The sequence below is a fragment of the Chryseobacterium sp. ISL-6 genome (assembly GCF_018613715.1).
GTDB lineage: Bacteria > Bacteroidota > Bacteroidia > Flavobacteriales > Weeksellaceae > Chryseobacterium > Chryseobacterium paludis.
The window spans coordinates 561,994-583,607 of sequence record NZ_JAGGPT010000010.1; the positions used below are offsets into that span (position 1 = coordinate 561,994).

Sequence of the window (21,614 nt, forward strand, 5' to 3'; positions counted from 1 at the left end):
AATTTGCACCATGATAAAAATAGGCAATATAGAACTGCCGGAATTTCCGCTTTTACTGGCACCAATGGAAGATGTAAGTGACCCTCCATTCAGACGTTTGTGCAAAATGCATGGTGCAGATATGATGTACTCAGAATTCATTTCTTCTGAGGGCTTAATTCGTGATGCTATGAAAAGCAGAAAAAAGCTGGACATCTTCGATTATGAAAGACCTGTTGGAATTCAGATTTTTGGAGGTGATGAAGAAGCTATGGCGATGTCTGCAAGGATTGTGGAAACCGTAAACCCAGATTTAGTTGATATTAATTTTGGTTGCCCAGTAAAGAAAGTAGTCTGCAAAGGTGCTGGAGCTGGAGTGCTGAAAGACATTGACCTTATGGTACGTCTTACAAAAGCTGTTGTTAGTTCGACTCATCTACCTGTAACAGTAAAGACACGTTTAGGATGGGACAGTACATCTATCAATATTGATGAAGTGGCGGAACGTTTGCAGGAAACAGGGATTAAAGCCTTAACTATACATGCAAGAACCAGAGGTCAGATGTACAAAGGGGAAGCTGACTGGGAACATATTTCAAGAATTAAACAAAATCCCAATATAGAAATTCCGATTTTTGGAAATGGAGATATCGATTCTCCTGAAAAAGCATTAGAATATAAACAGAAATATGCCTGTGACGGAATTATGATAGGCCGTGCAGCCATTGGATACCCTTGGATCTTTAATGAAATAAAACACTTCTTTAAAACGGGCGAACATCTTCCGGAACCTACTATTTCAGACAGACTATTGGCCGTACGCCAACATGCAGAATGGAGTGCAGAATGGAAAGGTGAAAAACTGGGTTTAATAGAGATGAGACAACATTACAGTAATTATTTCCGTGGTGTCCCTCATTTTAAAGAATTCAGAAAAAAGTTTCTTGAGGTTTTTACATTAGCAGAAATGGATACCCTGATAAAAGAAACACAACATTTCTACGAAGAGTATCAGGAACAAGTATAAAAATAAAAAGCCATCAAAATATTGATGGCTTTTTTATGATTAATTAAATTTAATAATTAATAACCTTCTGAAGCAGATTCATTTCTAATTAAAGATAATGCCGAGGAAGTTCCAATTCTCTTTACCCCCATACTGATCATTTTCTCAGCATCTTCAGGAGTCCTTACACCACCTGCAGCTTTCACGGAAAGTTTTCCGGCATTATCCAGCATAATTTTAATGCCTTCAAATGTTGCTCCATTAGGTTTCCCATCAGTGGTTACATAAAATCCTGTTGAAGATTTCACAAAAATAGAATGTAAATCCTTTTCAAGAAAATTCTCCTCTGCCCATTCGGAAATATTTTTAGTAAGATCGGCAATTTGAGAATCATTTAAAGCTGCAATTTCAATGATCCATTTTACAGCCTTATGATTTTGTACACATAATGAGGTACATCTTACAAATTCATCTTTTACTAATTGAAGATTTCCTTCAAGGTAAGCCTTATAATTAATTACAAAATCCAATTCATCAGCTCCGTCTTCAATTGCCTTAGAAGCTTCTGTAATTTTGTCTTCAATAGAATAAGTTCCTTCATGAAAACCTATTACAGTACCTACTACAACATTTGAATTCCTTTCCTGAATATATTTTTTGATCTCTGATACATAATCCGGACGGATCATAACCGCAAAAATACCATTATCAATGGCTTCCTGTGTAAGATCTTTATCTTTCTGTAAAGTTTCATTTTCTGAAATCCCCGACTGTTGAGGAGTTTTCAAATATGTTGAGTCCAAATATCTGGCAATATCCATAGTTAATTATACTTTCAATTGTCTGCTTATACCTTGTTCCAAAGATATGAAAGTTTCTGTTCTTGTTACTCCTTTTAATTTTTGAAGTTTATTAAGAATCTGCATCAAATGATCATTGTCTTTGCAAAGAACCTTAAGGAAAATTGTATAGTTTCCTGTGGTATAATGAGCTTCTACCACTTCGTTTACCTCTTTTAAAGATTTTACAACATCTGGATAATGACTTGGCTGATCCAAAAAGATACCGATATAAGAAATTACTTTATACCCGATTTTTTTAGGATTCAGAAAAGAAATTGAATTTTCAATAACCCCAGCATGTTCCAGTTTTTTAATTCTTTGGTGTACTGCAGTTGTTGAAATCCCTACATGTTTCGAGATGTGAGCCAAAGAAGTTTTAGCATTATCCATTAGCATGTAGATAATTTCTTTGTCAATTGAATCTAAATGATAGCTTGCATTTGTTGAATTTTTCATCTTGTAATTTTTTTTTATTTATGTTTTTTTTATTATTTAAATTTCACAAAAACCGGAAAATGATCACTGTAACCTCCTAAATATCTTGTACCAGCATATGTTCTGAAAGGCCTGCCTGCAAATTGCTTATTTCGGCTGCTAATCTTTTCAGACTTAAATATTCCGGCACTTTCAAATGACACACCTTCATTATTCTGATCATTAAAAAATGACTTTGACAATATAATCTGGTCAAACAATAGACCAGATTTATAATGAAAAGTAGAATAATTTCCAGTAAAAAACAGTTCACTAAAGGGGTTTTCTAACATTTTTTCATGATTATTATCATAAAGAATGTTAGTGAGGTTTTCATCATCTGGGTTTTCATTAAAATCTCCACACAAAATTATATGCTCACTACTACTGCTCACTATATTCAAAATTCTGTTACGAATTTCTTCCATTATAAAGTCTCTTTTTGGTTTATTAACGTCTTTCTCTCTCTTAGAGGGAAGGTGAGCGATAAAGACATTAATAATCTCTCCTTTATATTTTAATTTTGAATAAAGTACATCTCTAGTTGTGTCGTAATATTCAGTGTTTTTATTTGTAATTTCAAAAAAGAATGTAATAGCTTCTGAATCTATCACTTCTACTTTGCTTTTATCATATAACATGGCAACATCAACCTTTCTTTCATCCATAGAATTGTAATGTACAATTCCATATTGAGAATTAAAAGGATCCATCTCCACAAGCTCTTCTAAAACTTTCCTTCCGGAAACTTCAGATAAACCAATTATAAATGGCAATACACCATTTTCTTCTTTTATCAATTGAAAAACATGCGCAATTTTGAAAAGCTTATTGGAGTACTTTCTTTCATCCCAGTTCCTCAAACCTGATTTTGTCGGATCATATTTATGAACAGGTTTTACATCCGGCAAAAATAAATTTTCTACATTGTAAAAAGTGAAAAGCTCCATTAACGCATATTTCTATTTTTAAATAATCTTGATTTTGAGGTTGTTAATTTTTGGTAGGTCAAATTACAAAATATTGTTTTTGATTTTGTACTAAAAAAAAATTTTAAGGACATTTTAATAAATACAATCTGTGAAAACCCTTAACAAATTCGATCTTAAATCGTAAGAAACAAAATCAAAATAGCAAAATAATAATAATTTATTAAAAACGACTATAAATCCATAATAGTTTTTACTTTATTATTTTGCTTTCTATTACAATTATTATTCCATTTTATACAAATTTTGCAAAAAAAGAAAAAAACAATTTAGTAAACAAAGAAATCTCTCAACAAATTACATTAGATCAGGTCGTTTCTCTTTAGTTATTCTTACAGCTTCATCATGACGCCATTCTTCGATTTGTTTAAAATTTCCACTCAGTAAAATTTTAGGAACCTCCAGGCCTTTATAATTTTCAGGTCTCGTATAAATCGGTGGCGAAAGAAGATCATCCTGGAAGCTATCTGTAAGAGCGCTTTGCTCGTCATTTAAAACACCTGGAATTAATCTTATGATGGAATCTGCTAAAACACATGCCGCGAGCTCTCCACCTGTAAGAACATAATCTCCAATCGAAATTTCCTTAGTAACATGCAGATCTCTCACTCTTTGATCAATCCCCTTATAATGTCCACATATAAAAATTAAATTACCTTTTATGGAAAGAGAATTAGCTATTTTCTGATTCAATGTAACTCCATCGGGTGTAAGGTAAATAACCTCATCATACAACCTTTGGGATTTAAGGTTAGAAATACATTTATCCAAGGGTTCAACCATCATCACCATTCCTGCTCCACCACCATAGGGCTCATCATCTATCTGTCTGTGCTTATTTATTGCCCACTCTCTCAAGTGGTGAAAATGTACTTCTGCTAATCCTTTATCCATTGCCCTTTTCAAAATAGAAGTTTTGAATGGACTTTCCATCAGTTCCGGAAGTACGCTTATAATATCAATTCTCATTGTAATGTTCCATTTTTCTTAGTAGGCGAAATAATTAATCGTAATGATGAGTCTTTATTGAAATAGCTCCACATCCAATTGAAAAATACGGCAAGCTTATTTCTAACACTTAAAATCAGCATCAAATGTAAAAACATCCAGAAATACCATGCTAAAAAGCCCTGAAACTTTATAAATGGCAAATCTACAACTGCTCTGTGCTTTCCAATAGTTGCTAAAGATCCTTTATCATGATATTCAAATTCTGTCCACTCATTATTATTCTTTAAAAGATTCTTACCTAAATTTTTCGCCTGATTGATTGCTACATTTGCCACCTGAGGGTGGCCTTGTGGATATTTTGGAGTTTCCATATAGGCAATATCTCCAATGGCAAAAATATTATCGTAACCTTTTATTTTATTATATCGATCTACTATATATCTGTTTCTAATTAATTTTTCTTCAGGAAATCCTTCTACTGTATTTCCGGTTACTCCAGCTGCCCAGATCACGTTATTGGACGGAATTTCTTTGCCGCTTTTCATGATCACTTTATCACCATCATAATCTGTAACTATTTCTCCACTTAAGAACGTTACACCAAGGTCTTTAAGATATTTTTCAGACTTCTCCTGCGCTTCGCTACTCATTACAGCAAGGGGCTTCTCTGTAGAACTCACTAAAATAATTTTAAGATTATCAAAACTCATGTAAGGATAATCTCTAGGAAGGATATCTTTTTTCATTTCTGCAAAAGCTCCTGCCAGCTCTACTCCGGTTGGACCGCTACCTACAATTACAATATTCCAGTTTCCATCATCACTTCGGCTCTTTTCCAGAATGAGTTTCTCAAAGGTCATCAAAACATGATTTCTGATTCCTATTGCTTCCTGGGTATTTTTCATTCCGAAAGCTCTGCCTTCAAGATCCTTATTTCCAAAAAAATTCGTCTTACAACCGGTGGCAATAATTAACTTATCATAACGAAATTCAGCCTCATCTGTGATCACCTTATTTTGTGAAGGATCGATCTCTTTTACCTCTGTTAAACGAAATTGAGTATTTCTGGATTGTTGAAAAATTTTCCTGAACGGAAAAGAAATATTGGAAGGTTCTATCCTCCCACACGCTACTTGATAGAATAAAGGCTGAAACATATGATGGTTTACCCTATCCAGAACAATTACTTTTTTATTTTTATTGTTCAACGTTTTCGCAAGCTGCAATCCCGCAAAACCTCCTCCGATAATGATGATTTTTTCGCGTGTTTCCATAATATACAAATTTACTGATTTTATTTAGCATTTTACTTGTTAAAAAGTTAGTTTTGCAAAACTTTATGACGAGAAAAAAGTATACCAAAAAAACTGCCAAAAACGTTCATAAGAAAAGACGGAAGAATTATTTTTTTCGTCGCAAGGTGGTATTGGCTATCCTGATCATAGCTCTTATTGGGACAGGGTTTTATCTAAAGCAATCCATCAGCTATTATTACGCCTTATACTTTAATAAATTCACTCATAAAAAGCTTCACAACAGCGAAAAAGAAACTTTAAGAATTCAAAAAATCCTTTCTGATAATCTCGATAAAACCTATGGTTTTGATGTCTCTCATTATCAAAACAGAGAAGACATTAAATGGGACAGCTTAAGCATTGGAAACAAAACGATTCCTTTAGAATTTGTTGTTATGAGAGCGACAATGGGAAATAAAAATGCGGATAAACATTTTGATGAATTCTGGACGCAAGCTAAAAAGCATGAGCTTATTCGGGGAGCTTATCATTTCTACAGAGCCGACGAAGACCCAATTATTCAGGCCAATAATTTTTTAGCCAATGTAAAATTGGAAAGTGGAGATCTGCCTCCAATTTTAGACATTGAAAAAATCCCCAAACGTAAAACTAATAAAAAGCTGATCGAGGATTTAAAAGTCTGGTGTAAAATCATTGAAGAAACCTACGGTAAAAAACCCATTATCTATACGTATTATCATTACTATAAAGATTTTCTAAAAGGTGAGTTTGATGGCTACCCACTTTGGTTAGCTAATTATAATGAGGTCCCTATCCCTTCTCCTGATGATGAATGGGATTTCTGGCAATTCACAGAAAGCGGGATTGTTCATGGCATCAATACCAAAGTAGATCTGGATATATACAATGGCAGCTCCTGGTCTTTGAAAAGACTGACTTTAGATTAGTTATTTCCCTAAGAATTCTAAAAGATCCGCATTAAGTTGATCCGCATTTTCGAATGGGATAAAGTGAGTCGCCTTTGCATAAATCTTAAGCTTAGCATTGGGAATTTGTTTAGCAATAAATTCTGTATGCACTTTTTTTATCACATCATTTTCTCCTGCTATCACCAATACCGGACTTTGAATTTTTTGTAAAGAACCTTTACTGATATTGGGTTCTTTAATCATGATTTTCAAAATTCTGGTCTGATTAAATTTTTCAGGTTTATTTTCAAGCTCTAAAACCTGAAGCTCCGTTTTCATATGATTCAAAAGACGCTCATCTACTCCATCAGGTTGAACATTAGCCCCTATTGTTACCAGCTTACTTACATTTTCCGGATATTTTAAAACAAATTCAAGTCCTGTATTTCCACCATCACTCCAACCTACAATATTGATCTTTTTAAACCCTAATTCATCGGTCAATACTTTAAGATCATCTGCAAAAATGGAATAGGTTAAATTATTTTTAGAAGTATCTGTACTTCTCCCCTGTCCCCTTGTGTCTAAAGCAATCACTTTATATTTTTTGGATAATACGGGAATTTGTTGATAGAAATCTTTAATACTTCCGCTATTTCCATGGAGCAATACTATGGGTTCTCCTTCCCCATAAACTTCATAATATAAATCGGCATTCTTCACTTTCAGAAATTTCCCCACAGAGGTGTTTTTCCCATATATAGAGTTTTCAGATGCTTTTTGGTACTGACTGAGGTCAGGAATCAGATCTTCAAGACTTTCATCCTGATTTTCGGATTCATCCTTTATGTTATTTCCACTCTTATCTACTTTAACATCAATATTAATGGCAGGTGCGGCTAATGTTACTTTTTGCCAGTCTCCATAAAATTCTCTTAAAAATCCAGTTCTGAAAAGGGCTGCACTGATATTTATTTTACCATTGAATTTCTTCAAAAACTGAATCCCAATAAAGAATTTCCCCTGGACCCAAATATTATAGTCATTTACATTTAATGTAAATGCCCCTGATTTTATCATGTCTTCAGTAAGCTCAACTGTAATCTCTTCATTTAATATATTCTTATCAGGAAAGCCATTTTTCTCACTGTAAATAGTATAACGCATCAATACAGGCTGATCAGAAACATAACTTGCTATATTCAGATTAATATTTTTGATCTTCGATCTTTTATTTGCATTAAACTCCAATGCCGTTTCTCCAAGAAAGTTCTTTTGATTAAATTCCGGATTTACTGAATACATAATACTTTTCGTTTTTGTATTCACCCCCCAATTTTTATCGACTAATTTTTTAGGCGTTAGTTTCACCTCTTGAATATTCTTAACTTTTTCCTTTAAAAGTATTTTTTGAGAATTATACTTTACAAAGCTTTGAATCGTTTCGGTATAACTTTCATATCCAGCTACTTCAATCCTGATATTCCCACCCATATTAGCCTTAGAAAGATCAATTGAGAAATTTCCCTTTTCATCAGAGATAACCCCTATATTTTCTTTTTCCACACCTATTTTCACATAAGGAATTGGAAGATTCTCTTCTTTAGAAAATATGGTTCCGGAAATCAACTGGGCATTAAGATAGAATGCAAAAAACAAAAGGAATAAAGAATTGATTTTTTTCATGATAAAAGTTTGACACAAAAATCTACTTTTATCTGATTAAAAAATCACAACACGTTATTAAAATTTATCACTTTTTAGTTAAATTATTCCAAACAACTTCTCACCTAAAAACTAAATTTTTGAAGGTCTAAGGATATTATTACCTTTACCATATTGATTCCAGTAGATGAAACAGACGATTCCTACCTTTAGCTTAAATTCTATTTCCAAACATGGTTTCATTGTGGAAAAAATTACAGATCGCATTAGCAGCCCCGATGACAACCTTATGGATAAAGGAATTCACAGAGACAGTCATTATATCTTTATGTTCCTGCAAACCGGATATGCAAAAATGATGGTAGACTTTAAAGTTATAGAGGCTGAAAATACTAACATCTACTGTCTCTTGCCAGGGCAGGTACATCAGGGTCTTCTGATGGACAAAGTTTGCGGATGGTTTGTTGCAGTAAATGTAGATCTGGTTCCTGATTTTATCCGTTCTGTTTTTGAAGAATCTATAATGGATTTCAACCCTTTACCATTGAACAGTATATGCGCTGGAAAGTTTCATGATTTTGCTCAATTACTTTACAATTCGTACACAGAAGAAATGCTGTCTACCAAGGAAGGCTTTTTTATTACTAAGTCTTTACTTAATGCTTACACAGGAATGTTTGCCTCTTTTTTTTTAAATGAAAATAAGCCTGAAAGATTAAAAGAAAGTCGTGCCTGGCAACTTACCCGACAATTTAGAATTTTGGTACGAAAAGAATTTATCACCCTAAAAAGTCCATCTTTATATGCAGAACTTTTAAACATTTCACCAGGTTATCTAAATGAAGCCGTAAGCAAGACAACAGGAAAATCAACGTTATATTGGATTCAGCAGGAAATCTTAGTAGAAGCAAAGCGCTTACTATTTTTCACCAATTGCACCGTTAAAGAAATTGCCTATCAGTTGGGATACAATGATCACACCTACTTTTCCCGTTTATTTTCTAAATTGGAAGGAATTACACCATTGTCTTTTAGAGGAAAGAGCAGAAAACAAATTCCCTCACCATGAATAGTCCAATCAATTCCATGAAATGACTATTGGTATTTTTTCAGTTTGCAGCTTCCTTTGCAATAAAATATTATTATGTCAAGTTTACCAAAATGGATCAATGATGCCGTCGAGAATCTATTGCCGTCCAAATTTAAAGATTGTACCATTACAGAAACAAACTATATCACAAATTATCTTAAACAGATAACTTTCGTGACTGATCTTTCCGATATATATTTTGAGCCTGCCTATGCTGTAGGATTTAGAATTAATGACCGGGATTTTCGTAATTATTCACCCTTTCATTTTAACAAAGAAAAAGGAAGCTTTGATGTTCTTTTCCATATTCATGATACAGATGCTGTAGGTTGTAATTTCATCAATCGTTTGTCTGTAGGTGAATCTCTTAAAATGATCATCCCCAGAGGAAAAAGATTTTTCGATCCCGACGCAAAGATCCACTTCTCAATAGGTGACGAAACTTCTTTAGGAAGTTCAATTTCAATTCAGGAAACCGCTGAAGAATCTAATGCTTCATTTGTATGCCTCCATGAGGTGGAAGACCCTTTCGTTCTGGAAAATCTTGGTCTTTACGGTTATTACACTTCCAAAAATAATTGGATGTCTATTTTAAATCAAATCAATGAATTTTTAAGAGAGGAAAAGAAAGCTGTAGAAAATGACGAAGTTACATTTTACCTTACCGGTAATGGTAAAACAATGTCTTTTTTACGAAGATACCTCAAAGAAAAAGGAGTGCGTTCTGCAAATATCAGATCACAAGCGTATTGGATAGAAGGAAAAAAGGGTTGTAAATATCACTGTACTGCAGCATTAAATAGACGTTAAGGATCAAAAATATCGTTAAAAATATTTTATCCTGTAAAACCTTCAATATTTCGTATTTTCGCGCTACGAAATCTTTATAGAATGAATTACGTTGCGGCTGAGAACCTTACTAAATCGTATGGGGTAAAAGTTTTATTTAAAAATATTTCTTTCAATATCAATGAAGGGGACAAAATAGCTATTGTTGCTAAAAACGGAAGTGGAAAGTCCACTCTGTTGAAAATATTGATGGGAAAGGAAATTACTGACAGTGGGAATGTAATCATCAATAAAGATATACAGGTTGTTTTATTTGATCAGGAGATTGACTATGATCCCAATCTTACGATCGATGAATTTATGATGACTCTTGATTCTGCACCTATTGCAGCTCTTAAAAATTATCATAAATCCCTACATTCAACAGATCTTGATTTTATTGAAAAGGCATTGGCTGATATGGAAGTTCATAAAGCCTGGGATCTTGAGAATGAAATGAAACAGATCCTTTCGCAGCTTAAAATTACAGATCTGGAAGCTAAGATGGGAACACTTTCGGGTGGACAGATCAAACGTGTTGCTTTGGCAAAATTACTAACAGAAACCAGAGCGGAGCATCGTCATACTCTTTTAATAATGGATGAGCCAACCAACCATCTGGATGTGGAAATGGTAGAATGGCTTGAAAATTATTTAAATAAAGCTAAAATTACTCTACTACTGGTCACCCACGACCGTTACTTTTTGGATGGTGTATGTAATATTATCTGGGAAATGGAAGACAATAATCTTTATTTCCATAATGGTTCTTATGCTACTTATCTTGAGAATAAAATGATAAGAGAAGACAATCTCAATTCTACCATTGATAAGGCAAATAACCTTTACAGAAAGGAATTGGAATGGATGCGAAGACAGCCTAAAGCGAGAACCACAAAATCAAAAAGTAGAATTGACGCTTTTTATGAAACTGAAAAAGTGGCTAAAACAGACACTTCAAAACAGGGTCTTGAACTTGATTTTGAAATGAAACGTCTTGGTAATAAAATCCTGGAACTTAAAAATATTGACAAGAGTTTTGGTGATAAATTATTATTAAAAGATTTCAGCTATTCATTCCAACGTGGAGAGAAAGTAGGAATTGTAGGTAAGAATGGTGCGGGAAAATCTACTCTTTTAAATATTATTCAAGGATTTGAAAAGGCCGATAGCGGAGAAATTGAAACAGGAGAAACCATTTCTTTCGGTTATTTTTCACAAAAGGGGCTAACTTATAAAGAGGATGAAAGGGTCATTGATTTTATTAAAGAAATTGCAGAATTCTATCCGTTAGCGAATGGAAAAAGCCTTTCAGCATCTCAGTTTTTAAGACTCTTTTTATTCGATGATCAAACACAATACTCTCCTATTTCAAAACTTTCCGGAGGTGAAAAAAGAAGACTGCATTTGATGTATATTCTTTATCAGAATCCAAACTTCCTGATTTTTGATGAGCCTACCAATGATCTCGATCTTCCTACATTAACGGTTCTTGAGAACTTTTTACAGCAGTTTCAAGGCTCATTAATTATTGTTTCTCACGATAGATATTTTATGGATCGAATTGTTGATCATATTTTAGCTTTTGAGGGTGAAGGAAAAATAAAAGATTTTATTGGAACTTTCTCAGAATACAGAGAAGCAAAAAGCCGTGAGGATGCTTTAGAAAAAAATGCACCTCAAAAAACGGAAGTTAAAGAAACAGCACCAGTTCCTGTTATAGCTCCACCAACAAATTCCAAAAAGCGAAAACTTTCTTTTAAAGAACAAAGAGAGCTGGAAACTATTGAAAAGGAAATGCCTCAATTGGAAGAACAGCGTGAGAAGATCCTTGAGCAACTTAACAATGAGAAAGATTATGAAAAGATTTCAAAACTTTCTGCGGAATTGGAAACCATCTCAGGAAAGCTGGAAGACCATGAAATGAAATGGCTGGAGTTTCAGGAAATCCTGGGTGAAGCTTAAGATGATCAATTAAAATATAAAAAAATTCGGCTTCACATTAAGTGAAGCCGAATTTTTTATGTCAGGTTAAGAACTTTTTCTTCGTTCGAGCTTTTTATAGAAGCATCAATAAGTTTCATATTCTGAATGACTTGTTTTCCCGGGGAAGGCAAGTCATATCCAAAAACAATATGTTCATAAATCTCCTGGTAATAGTTCATATAGTTTCCAGGTTCACTGGTTGTTAGAATTCTTTCTGTTTCAGAGTGGTCACTGATATAATTTAAAATCCCATCAAAATCTTTCAAAGGAAGCATCCAGCTTTCACCATACGTTGGTAAAGTTCCTGCTACCAGTTCTGCCTCCTGATTGTCTGTCCTTTCCTGTAAAAAGCTCCCTTTACTACCATGAACCATATAAGCATAATGTGCCTCTTTGCTAAAAACAGATGATTTTAATCTGATCCTCATGTTATTTTTATAATATAATAGGATCTCAAAATAATCATTCGCATATTCTGCCCCTTTCATTGAAAAAACATCGGCGAAAAGCTTTTCTGGAAATCCAAAAAGCTGAACCGCCTGATCCACTAAATGAGCCCCTAAATCGTGAAGCGATCCTGAACCTGTTTCTTGTGGGTTTTCCTTATGCTGCTTTCCACTCGGTTCAGTGCGAAATCTATCGAATCGTATTTCAACCTCTTTGATGTCTCCAAGATTTTTGCTATTAATAATTTTTTTTACCTGAAGAAAATCACGATCGAATCTTCTGTTTTGGTAGACGCTCAAAAACAAACCTTTTTCTTCAGCCAGTTTCACCAATTGCTCAGCTTCTGAAACATCTACTGTAAAGGGTTTTTCTACAATAACATTCTTACCCGCTTCAAGAGCCATTTTTACATATTCAAAATGTGTCTGAACAGGAGTGTTAACTACTACTACTTCCACATCTGAGTTATTCAACATCTCTTCTACTGAACGATAAATCGTAGCATCAGGATATTTTTCTTTTGATTCTTCTTTACTTCTTTCTACTACAGCAGACATGAAAAAACCAGGATGTTCTTTCAAAAAAGGTGCATGGAAAACCTTTCCGCTCATTCCAAAGGCACAAAGACCCACTTTTACCAATTGCATACTTTATTTTTTAACAAAGATATTGAGAAAAATTTTCTCTGTGACTACTATAATTGATATAGTAATAATTCATCATTTATTAAAACATGATAAATATCACTGCAATCATTTTTATTGATTCTAAATAATGATATGCTAAATACTTACTTTTGCGCGTTATTTAAACCCACTCTAAATAAAACAAAATGAAAAGACAAATTACTACTTTAGGTTTTATGATAATATCCCTTTCGCTAAGTGCACAAATGGGACATAAATCTGAAACCGACACTATCAGAATTCAAACTATTGAAGACGTAAATCTCCATAAAACAGGTAATCCAAATAAAGCTAAATCATTATCTACAAAGTCAAACCTTACGGTAATGGAGAACCCGCAGCCCATTGCCATAGTTACTCATGAAGTAATTGAACAACAGCAGGCCAAGCAATTAAGTGATGTCTTACAAAACATAAATGGAGTATACCTTACTTCTGCAAGAGGAGGCTCTCAAGATAGTTTTGGTGCTCGTGGTTTTACTTTTGGGAATGATAATATTTTCAAAAATGGAGCAAGAGTTAACAGTGGAGTATTTCCTGAAGTAAGTGGTTTAGAAAGAGTGGAAGTATTAAAAGGAGCAAATGCTATGCTTTATGGAAACACAGCAGCAGGAGGAATCATTAATATGATTACCAAGAAACCAAAGTTCAATTTTGGAGGAAGTGTTGGTTTAAATGCAGGAAGCTGGAATTCATATAAACCTACAGTGGATATTTATGGTCCATTATCAAAAAATATAGCTTTCAGAATAAATGGGGCATATGAATATGCAGAAAGCTTCAGGGATGTTGTTCAGTCAACAAAATATTATTTCAATCCTTCATTCTTATTTAACTTAGGAGCAAATTCTCAGTTAATTGTTGAAGCTGATTATCTTAAAAACGACTTAACTCCGGATTTTGGAATTGGATCAATTACCAAACAGGATGGGCTTACCTATGAATTGAATAGTTTACTTCCTCGAAATGCTTTCTTAGGAACAGACTGGCAATATCAAAACGTGCAACAGGCTTCCACAAATATAACTTTTAATCATCAGTTTACTGAAAAATGGTCTTTAAATGCAATTGCCTCTTATCAAAGCTATACTAAAGATTATTATTCAACTGAAAGGGTTCAATGGACCTATGATGCGGACAATCGTTTGAAATGGGATCGTCCATTAAACAAAACTTTTAATGAACAAAACTACACTTCATTACAAGTTAATGTGAATGGTGAATTTAATACAGGAAAAATTAATCATAAGATATTAGTTGGTGCCGATGGAGATTATGGTGTAATAAATAATTACACTTACACCAATCCTACAAAATATGGAACCAATGGAAATACTTTAAATGGTATTATTTATATGGATGATCCAAGTACTTGGGCAAGCGGGTCAATACCTGATGCTTCATTAAAGGATAGAACAAAAATCCCAACTCAAAGATTTGGCATCTACTTACAGGATTATATTAGCTTAACAAAGCAGTTTAAGGTTATAGCAGGATTAAGATGGTCATATTTAGAAACAGTATCTAATTCTTTTAGGGATTTTGTCAAGAATACTGAATCCGATAAAATTAACACAGCTACAGCAGATAACGCATTCTCTCCGAAGGTAGGGCTTGTTTATATGCCTAATGACAACCTATCTGTTTTCGCAACCTATACCAATTCTTTTGCACAGAATACAGGGCAGGACATTTATCAGCAAACTCTAAAGCCCACAACCATTGATCAATATGAAATGGGTATTAAAAAGAATTTTTGGAACAATGCGCTTGCGGTTAATTTAACTGCTTATCAAATTGTATATAACAATTATTATCAGACTGCACCTTTTTTAGCAAATGGAAATGCAAACTCTGATTCATTCTATAAAGAATTTGCAGGTAAAATGAGAAGTCGTGGTGTAGAACTGGACATTACAGGAAATCCAATTGATGGTCTTTCAATCATTGGAGGCTTCTCTTATAATAATTCTGTTTATTTAGATACTCCTGAAATATCCGGTTATATAGAAAAACAAAGATTAGTAAGGACTCCGGCAACTACAGCTAATGGTTCAGTATTCTATACCCTACAAAATTTTGCAAAAGGACTAAAAGTAGGATTAAGTGCATACTATATAGGAGATAGGCTGGCAGGATGGAATGACACTAAAACTGGAGCAAATAGTCTGCAAGCCCGAAAAGGAATTAGTAGAGTATTTGAATTAAAAGATTACACCACTGTTGCATTATCTCTAGGCTATGCATGGGATAAATTCAGTATCCAAGGAAAAGTAGGTAATCTATTTGATGTTGTTAACTACAACGTTCATGAAAACTACTCTGTAAATCCAATAACTCCAAGAAACTATTACTTTACATTGACTTACAAACTTTAAAAATAATAACATAAATTATTTTTTCATTTAAAGTGGAAGTTGCATTTTTGCAGCTTTCACTTTTTTAAATAACAAACAATAGATATGGATAAAATAAAGGATACAAGAAGTTTTATGAGGATTACCCATCGATATTTGGGTTATTTTCTGGCAGGAATTATGGCCGTTTACGGAGTAAGTGGTGTTCTCCTCGTTTACAGGGATACGGACCTCTTAAAAAAAGAAAAAAATTACAGTACAATTGTCGGTAAAGATCTTTCTGAAAAAGCATTAGGTAAAGAGCTAAAGATTAAAAATTTTGAAATAGAAAGTAAGGTTGGCAATATCGCATATTTTAAGCAGGGAGCTTACAATATGACAACCGGTGAAGCAAAATATGTAAAAAAAGAATTGCCCTTTATTCTGGATAAAATGACAAAACTTCACAAAGCACAGTCTAAAGACACCCTATCACCACTCAATACTTTTTTCGGAGTCGCTTTATTTTTCTTTGTTATTTCCAGCTTCTGGATGTTCAATCCAAAAACAAAAGCCTTCAAACGGGGAATGATTTTTACTGTTGCGGGACTTATCATTTCTATTATATTGGTCTTTATTTAGAAATTATAAAATACTTAATGAAACGCCCTTTAAAATTGGATTTTCATTTTTCTTAATTTAACATTAATTTGGTAAAATTAGCTAAAAATGAGTACTATGGCACATTTATTGATTTTCACCATCTATAGAATAATAAACATTAATTATTAAAAATTATAAATTATGAAAAAACTAATCTTAACAGGAATACTAGCAGTGGCTGGTTTAGCTACAACAATGAATGCTCAGATTCAAAAAGGTAACTGGATGGTTGGTAGTAGTATTGTAGCTAGTAATTTTGGTCTTAATACAGGTGGCGGATACAACATTTCTTTACAACCGAAAGCAGCTTATTTTATTGAAGATAATATCGCTGTCGGTGGTTATGTTGATTTAGGTTTTAATAAAGTTACAAAGGGAACACCTACAAATTTTGTATATAAAGTTGGTGCTTTAGGACGTTATTATGTATCGCCAGGAGAACAAGGTATAAATAATCTTTTACACCACGGACGTTGGTTCTTTGAAGGTAACGTTGGTATCGGAGGAACATCTACTGAAGGTAGTAATTCTACAACAGGTTTAGATTTTGGTGCTGGTCCTGGATATTCTTATTTCATTACACCTAACATCGGTGTTGAAGGTCTGGTTAAATACAATGGTGTTGCAGGATTTGGTAATGAAGGTTTAACATCTACATTAACTTTCAATATTGGATTTAGTATTTATTTACCTACATCTAAAGGAAAAGAAATTATGAACGACGTAAAAAATTAATCTGTAAAAAGATTAGCTTTTACAAAACATAAAAGTGCCTCGAAGAATTTCGAGGCACTTTTCGTACAAATTAAAACTAAACTATAAAAAATCAAATAAATCACGTATTGGGTTGAGGCGTATATCTTAAATACGGCTTTATTTCAGTAACTCCTTTAGGGAATATTTTACGAGCATCTTCTGTTGATATGGATGGTGGTATAATAACATCTTCTCCATTTTTCCAGTTTACAGGGGTAGCTACTTTATGAGAATCTGTTAACTGAAGAGAATCGAGAACTCGGATAATTTCATTAAAATTCCGTCCAGTGGATGCCGGATAAGTAATAATTAAACGGACTTTTTTTGCCGGATCAATAATCAATAAAGAACGAACTGTAGCAGTCGCTGAAGCATTTGGATGGATAAAATCATACAACTCTGAAATTTTCCTGTCTTTATCTGCGATAATCGGGAACTGAACTTCTGTATTCTGTGTCTCATTAATATCTTTGATCCAACTTTGATGATCTTCCACTCCATCTACGCTCAACGCAATTACTTTTGTATCTCTTGCTTCAAATTCTGACTTCAGTTTAGAAGTAAAACCGAGCTCGGTAGTGCAAACAGGAGTATAATCTGCAGGGTGTGAGAATAGAATCCCCCAGGAATCTCCCAGATAATTATAAAAATCAAGATCACCGGCAGTTGTTTCTGCCTGAAAGTTTGGCGCGGAATCTCCTAGTTTAATTGACATAATATTCTCTTTTTATAGTCTACAAATTTAGTAGACTTTTTCAAACTGGCAAATTTTTTGATGAAAAATTATATATTAGATTAAAAAAAAATTAATACATGGAGAAAATTGGTTTAAGTTATGTTGATGTGGTCTATAAAGTCTTGCAAAGCTGGTATCTGAAATTTGCAGAACTTACCCCTAAATTGATTGTTGGAGTACTGGTTTTTTCTTTTTTCTTATTTACAAGTAAATATCTGAGTAAGATTGCGGTTAAGGTCTTCCATAAATTATTTCCCAAAAGCCAAAAAGAAAGTTCTCTGGTCACTTTACTAGCTGTTTTTCGATTCATCATTATGATGATGGGAAGTTTTATAGCTTTAGAAATAATGGGATTCAGTGGCTTTCTCTGGAAATTCATCGGAAGCTTAGGAGTTGCCGGGGTGATTGCCGGGGTTGCATTAAAAGATCTTGTATCCAGTATATTTTCTGGGATGCTGATAGGAATTGATAAAGCTTTTAAGGTGGGTGATTATGTATCTATCGGAACCAACTCCGGAACCGTACAGGAGATTGGATTTCTTACTACAAAAATAATTACAGATGACGGAAAAAAAGTATATATTCCTAATCAGGTCATTTTCAATTCTCCGTTTTCAAATATTACCGCTTCACCACAGAGAAGAATCATATTGAATTTTGAAATTCCTGCAGATGAAGATATCAACAAAGCTCAAAAAGGAATCTTAGAAGTCATAAAAGGCTTAGAATATGTCGATAAACTGGATACCGCTGAAGTTGTATTTACAGATCTTAAACAGGGAGTATTTAATCTTCAGGCTAAATTCTGGATGACTGTAGGTGCTAATATCACCCGTGTTAAGAGTGATGCTTATTTACAGATCAAACAACGCCTCGATTCCGATAATATCTTACTTGTTACCCCAACAAGTATCAGTATTACAAGTGGAGACAGTAATCTGGCAGGAAATCAATAGAAAAATAAAAAAAACCGTTTCAGTTTTGAAACGGTTTTTTTATTTATTTAAAAATTTCAGGCTTATGCTAAAACTTCTTTTACTTTGTTTGCAGCTTCTTCTAAAGTAATTGCAGAGTGTACTGGAAGACCAGACTCATCAATTAATTTTTTAGCTTCTACAGCGTTAGTCCCTTGTAATCTTACGATCAACGGAACAGGTAAGCTTCCCATAGCTTTGTAAGCATCTACAACACCCTGGGCAACTCTGTCACATCTTACAATACCTCCGAAGATGTTGATCAAGATTGCTTTTACATTTGGATCTCTCAAGATAATTCCGAAAGCAGTTTGTACTCTCTGAGCATCAGCAGTACCACCAACGTCAAGGAAGTTTGCAGGGCTACCACCAGATAATTTGATGATATCCATTGTTGCCATTGCAAGACCAGCTCCATTTACCATACAAGCAACGTTACCATCTAGTTTTACGAAGTTAAGACCAGCTTCACCAGCTTCAACATCCATAGGATCTTCTTCTCTTGTATCTCTTAAAGCTTCAAGATCTTTGTGACGGAACAATGAGTTACCATCCAAAGTTACTTTAGCATCTACAGCGATAATTTTGTTATCAGAAGTTTTCAATACAGGGTTGATCTCAAAAAGAGAAGCATCAATTCCTACGTAAGCGTTATATAAAGAAGTAATGAACTTTGTAAATTCTTTGAAAGCATTTCCTTCAAGACCTAGGTTGAAAGCAATTTTTCTAGCCTGGAAACCTTGAAGACCTAAAGCAGGATCAATAAGTTCGTTGTGAATCAAATGAGGGGTTACTTCTGCAACGTGCTCAATATCCATCCCACCTTCAGTAGAATATACAATTGTATTTTTACCTTCAGCTCTATCTAAAAGAATAGAAACATAAAATTCTTTAGTTTCAGATTCTCCAGGATAATAAACGTCTTCTGCAACCAAAACAGAGTTTACTTTTTTACCTTCAGCAGAAGTTTGTGGAGTTACCAACTGCATTCCGATGATGTTCTGTGCATTTTCTTTAAGTTTATCCATATTTGGAGAGAACTTTACACCACCACCTTTACCACGACCACCTGCGTGAATTTGCGCTTTTACAACCCAAGCTTGTGCTCCGGTTTCAGCAGTCAATTTTTCAGCAGCTGCAACAGCTTCGTCTACATTATTAGCTACGAAACCACGTTGTATTGCTACTCCGTACTTTGATAAAATCTCTTTTGATTGATACTCGTGAAGATTCATATTATTTTTATTATTTTATTTTAAATTTTAAAGGTTGACAAATTTACTAAAAAGACATGGAAGTTCAAGATTCTAAGTCCAAAAATTAAAGGTTAAGCATCTTGATTTTTAACAGGTCTTAGAAATTTTCTTTATTCTTCAGTTAATTTTTCAGACTGTGAACCTATAAAAGGAATTTTAGGCGCCAGGAAATATCCTGTTAAGCTCGCAAAAAGTATAGGAACAAAATAAGTAAACCCAGTTAAGGTCCCCAAAATAATAGTCGTACTCATAGGAGTTCTTGTGACACAGGCGTTGATTGCCGCCATACAGCTTACTATTGCCAACGTGGTATCTACAGAAGGAAAAAGATGATGAATGATTAAACCTAAAGTAGTTCCCACAAAGAATAATGGAATGATAAAACCTCCCCTCCAACCAGAAGTTACGGTAATGGCTATGGCTAAAATTTTAAAGATCAAAACCGAAATTAAAAAGTTTAATCCAAAATTCCCCCCGATAAGTTCATTGACTTCATGATGTCCAAAGTATCTTGTAATTGGAAAATAATAGGCGATAATTCCTAAAATAATTCCGCCAACTAATGTCTTAATATAGATCGGAAAGTTTCTGTATTCAAAAACTTTCTTGAAAAATTTAACTACAAAAATAAAGATCCATCCAACGAAAGTAGCTACAACCGCAAACAGACAAGCGAAGGCAAAATCGTAGACCCCTGAATAATGGTAAGCCTTCAGATCCCATGTTGCTCCAATACCCAAGTGAATGATCAATGCAAACATGACATAGCTAAAGCAGCTAGCAACCAATGCCGGTATTATCGCTCTGTAATATTCTACCGCATGTTTGTGATGCAATATTTCGAGTGAAAAAAGACTCCCTCCAAGTGGAGCACCAAACAAAGCTGTAAAACCGGAAGCCATTCCTGCAATACTTAGAGAACGCAGTTCTTCACCTTTCAATCTGAAAATCTTCCCCAGCCAGGTTCCTGTAGATCCCGTAACCTGAACCAATGGTGCCTCTGGACCTAAACTCCCTCCAGAAGCCACACAAAAAAGTGATGACAAAATCATTGAAGGATTATTTTTAGGATCAAGCTTTCCTTTATTAAATCTGATATTATTAACGATCAAATGGATTTCTCCGGGATCACCAATAAAATGAATCACAAGGCCTGCCAACAATCCGCAGATTGCCATGGTTGGTATCACCATCCATCCCTGGTACTGTGCTAAAAATTCCGTAAAATGTTCAAGAACGATCCAATATAATCCTGCGATCACACCACCCACCAATCCAGTAAGTGCCCACATGAAAAAAGTCCGGCTGAATACAAAAGGATTAAACTTTATAGGCTGATCTAAAAGATTGAACGTTTTTATTAACCTCCTTCTTCTGTTGATCTTCATTGCAACTATATCTTATTTTTAGCAAAATAAAGAATAAGCATCCCCCAGCTAAGGATCATTAGTAATCCTCCAAGTGGTGTAATTGGTCCTAAAAATTTAAGATTAGCACCTAAATAATCCTGAAGGCTCAGAAAATAAATACTGAATGAAAATAACATGGTGCCGGCAATCATTAATATGGAAACCCATTTTTCTGATGAGGTTTCAAATTTCAAAATATACCCTACAATCAATAGAAAGAAAGCAGCATACATTTGGTACCTTACACCAGTTTCAAAACTTTCCAGTCTTTCAACGGATAAAATTTTCTTTAAAGCGTGCGCGCCGAATGCACCTAAAATTACCGACAGCATGCCATAAACGGCACCAAATACTAAAGTAATTGTTTTCATTTTATC

The 21,614-nt window shown here is 34.0% G+C and carries 20 protein-coding genes; 9 read left to right on the plus strand and 11 right to left on the minus strand.

Annotated features, from left to right (window positions below):
* Positions 1-10: 10 nt before the first annotated feature.
* Complete coding sequence (gene dusB / locus J7E44_RS20570; protein WP_214833104.1) at positions 11-1,006, plus strand: tRNA dihydrouridine synthase DusB; 996 nt, start codon at positions 11-13, stop codon at positions 1,004-1,006.
* Positions 1,007-1,062: 56 nt separating this feature from the next.
* Here dusB and deoC read toward each other — a convergent pair whose 3' ends face one another.
* The 5 genes from deoC to J7E44_RS20595 all read right to left on the minus strand — a co-directional run bounded on the left by deoC (position 1,063) and on the right by J7E44_RS20595 (position 5,515).
* On the minus strand, positions 1,063-1,806 hold the full coding sequence (gene deoC, locus J7E44_RS20575; protein WP_214833106.1) for a deoxyribose-phosphate aldolase: 744 nt from the start codon (positions 1,804-1,806) through the stop codon (positions 1,063-1,065).
* 6 nt (positions 1,807-1,812) lie between these two features.
* Complete coding sequence (locus J7E44_RS20580) at positions 1,813-2,283, minus strand: Lrp/AsnC ligand binding domain-containing protein (protein WP_214833108.1); 471 nt, start codon at positions 2,281-2,283, stop codon at positions 1,813-1,815.
* A gap of 32 nt (positions 2,284-2,315) precedes the next feature.
* Positions 2,316-3,251 (minus strand): endonuclease/exonuclease/phosphatase family protein, encoded by a 936-nt coding sequence (locus J7E44_RS20585; protein WP_214833110.1) that lies wholly within the window; start codon positions 3,249-3,251, stop codon positions 2,316-2,318.
* A 336-nt stretch (positions 3,252-3,587) separates the two neighbouring features.
* Complete coding sequence (gene trmD / locus J7E44_RS20590; RefSeq protein ID WP_214833112.1) at positions 3,588-4,259, minus strand: tRNA (guanosine(37)-N1)-methyltransferase TrmD; 672 nt, start codon at positions 4,257-4,259, stop codon at positions 3,588-3,590.
* A complete protein-coding gene (locus J7E44_RS20595; RefSeq protein ID WP_214833114.1) occupies positions 4,256-5,515 on the minus strand; it encodes an NAD(P)/FAD-dependent oxidoreductase in 1,260 nt (419 codons plus the stop codon). The genes trmD and J7E44_RS20595 overlap by 4 nt, the downstream gene beginning before the upstream one ends.
* 65 nt (positions 5,516-5,580) lie before the next feature.
* Between J7E44_RS20595 and J7E44_RS20600 the strand changes: the two genes are divergently transcribed.
* Positions 5,581-6,444, plus strand: a complete 864-nt coding sequence (locus tag J7E44_RS20600) for a glycoside hydrolase family 25 protein (protein WP_214833116.1) — start codon at positions 5,581-5,583, stop codon at positions 6,442-6,444.
* On the opposite strand, the gene J7E44_RS20605 is transcribed toward J7E44_RS20600, so the two are convergent.
* Positions 6,445-8,091 carry an alpha/beta fold hydrolase gene (locus tag J7E44_RS20605; RefSeq protein WP_214833118.1) on the minus strand — a complete coding sequence of 549 codons (1,647 nt, stop codon included), beginning with the start codon at positions 8,089-8,091 and terminating at the stop codon, positions 6,445-6,447.
* Between the two features lie 166 nt (positions 8,092-8,257).
* Here J7E44_RS20605 and J7E44_RS20610 point away from each other — a divergent pair, with 166 nt between their 5' ends.
* The 3 genes from J7E44_RS20610 to J7E44_RS20620 all read left to right on the plus strand — a co-directional run bounded on the left by J7E44_RS20610 (position 8,258) and on the right by J7E44_RS20620 (position 11,953).
* The gene (locus J7E44_RS20610; RefSeq protein WP_214833120.1) at positions 8,258-9,139 is read left to right on the plus strand and encodes a helix-turn-helix domain-containing protein; all 882 of its coding nucleotides are present in this window, start codon (positions 8,258-8,260) and stop codon (positions 9,137-9,139) included.
* A gap of 75 nt (positions 9,140-9,214) precedes the next feature.
* Positions 9,215-9,970 carry a ferredoxin reductase domain-containing protein gene (locus J7E44_RS20615; protein WP_214833122.1) on the plus strand — a complete coding sequence of 252 codons (756 nt, stop codon included), beginning with the start codon at positions 9,215-9,217 and terminating at the stop codon, positions 9,968-9,970.
* 81 nt (positions 9,971-10,051) lie between these two features.
* Positions 10,052-11,953, plus strand: a complete 1,902-nt coding sequence (locus tag J7E44_RS20620) for an ABC-F family ATP-binding cassette domain-containing protein (RefSeq protein WP_214833124.1) — start codon at positions 10,052-10,054, stop codon at positions 11,951-11,953.
* 56 nt (positions 11,954-12,009) lie between these two features.
* On the opposite strand, the gene J7E44_RS20625 is transcribed toward J7E44_RS20620, so the two are convergent.
* On the minus strand, positions 12,010-13,068 hold the full coding sequence (locus J7E44_RS20625) for a Gfo/Idh/MocA family oxidoreductase (protein ID WP_214833126.1): 1,059 nt from the start codon (positions 13,066-13,068) through the stop codon (positions 12,010-12,012).
* A gap of 185 nt (positions 13,069-13,253) precedes the next feature.
* Here J7E44_RS20625 and J7E44_RS20630 point away from each other — a divergent pair, with 185 nt between their 5' ends.
* The 3 genes from J7E44_RS20630 (at position 13,254) to J7E44_RS20640 (ending at position 16,841) form a co-directional block, all read left to right on the plus strand.
* Positions 13,254-15,485 (plus strand): TonB-dependent siderophore receptor, encoded by a 2,232-nt coding sequence (locus tag J7E44_RS20630; RefSeq protein ID WP_214833127.1) that lies wholly within the window; start codon positions 13,254-13,256, stop codon positions 15,483-15,485.
* A gap of 84 nt (positions 15,486-15,569) precedes the next feature.
* Positions 15,570-16,085 carry a PepSY-associated transmembrane domain-containing protein gene (locus tag J7E44_RS20635; protein WP_214833128.1) on the plus strand — a complete coding sequence of 172 codons (516 nt, stop codon included), beginning with the start codon at positions 15,570-15,572 and terminating at the stop codon, positions 16,083-16,085.
* A gap of 162 nt (positions 16,086-16,247) precedes the next feature.
* Complete coding sequence (locus J7E44_RS20640; RefSeq protein WP_214833129.1) at positions 16,248-16,841, plus strand: hypothetical protein; 594 nt, start codon at positions 16,248-16,250, stop codon at positions 16,839-16,841.
* Between the two features lie 100 nt (positions 16,842-16,941).
* On the opposite strand, the gene J7E44_RS20645 is transcribed toward J7E44_RS20640, so the two are convergent.
* Positions 16,942-17,577, minus strand: coding sequence for a peroxiredoxin (locus J7E44_RS20645; protein WP_214833130.1), 636 nt, complete (start codon positions 17,575-17,577; stop codon positions 16,942-16,944).
* A gap of 98 nt (positions 17,578-17,675) precedes the next feature.
* Between J7E44_RS20645 and J7E44_RS20650 the strand changes: the two genes are divergently transcribed.
* Positions 17,676-18,554, plus strand: coding sequence for a mechanosensitive ion channel family protein (locus J7E44_RS20650; RefSeq protein ID WP_214833131.1), 879 nt, complete (start codon positions 17,676-17,678; stop codon positions 18,552-18,554).
* Positions 18,555-18,616: 62 nt separating this feature from the next.
* On the opposite strand, the gene sucC is transcribed toward J7E44_RS20650, so the two are convergent.
* The 3 genes from sucC to J7E44_RS20665 form a co-directional block, all read right to left on the minus strand.
* Positions 18,617-19,807, minus strand: coding sequence for an ADP-forming succinate--CoA ligase subunit beta (gene sucC, locus J7E44_RS20655; RefSeq protein WP_214833132.1), 1,191 nt, complete (start codon positions 19,805-19,807; stop codon positions 18,617-18,619).
* 131 nt (positions 19,808-19,938) lie between these two features.
* The gene (locus tag J7E44_RS20660; RefSeq protein ID WP_214833133.1) at positions 19,939-21,216 is read right to left on the minus strand and encodes a chloride channel protein; all 1,278 of its coding nucleotides are present in this window, start codon (positions 21,214-21,216) and stop codon (positions 19,939-19,941) included.
* Positions 21,217-21,221: 5 nt separating this feature from the next.
* On the minus strand, positions 21,222-21,608 hold the full coding sequence (locus J7E44_RS20665) for a DUF423 domain-containing protein (protein ID WP_214833134.1): 387 nt from the start codon (positions 21,606-21,608) through the stop codon (positions 21,222-21,224).
* Positions 21,609-21,614: the final 6 nt, after the last annotated feature.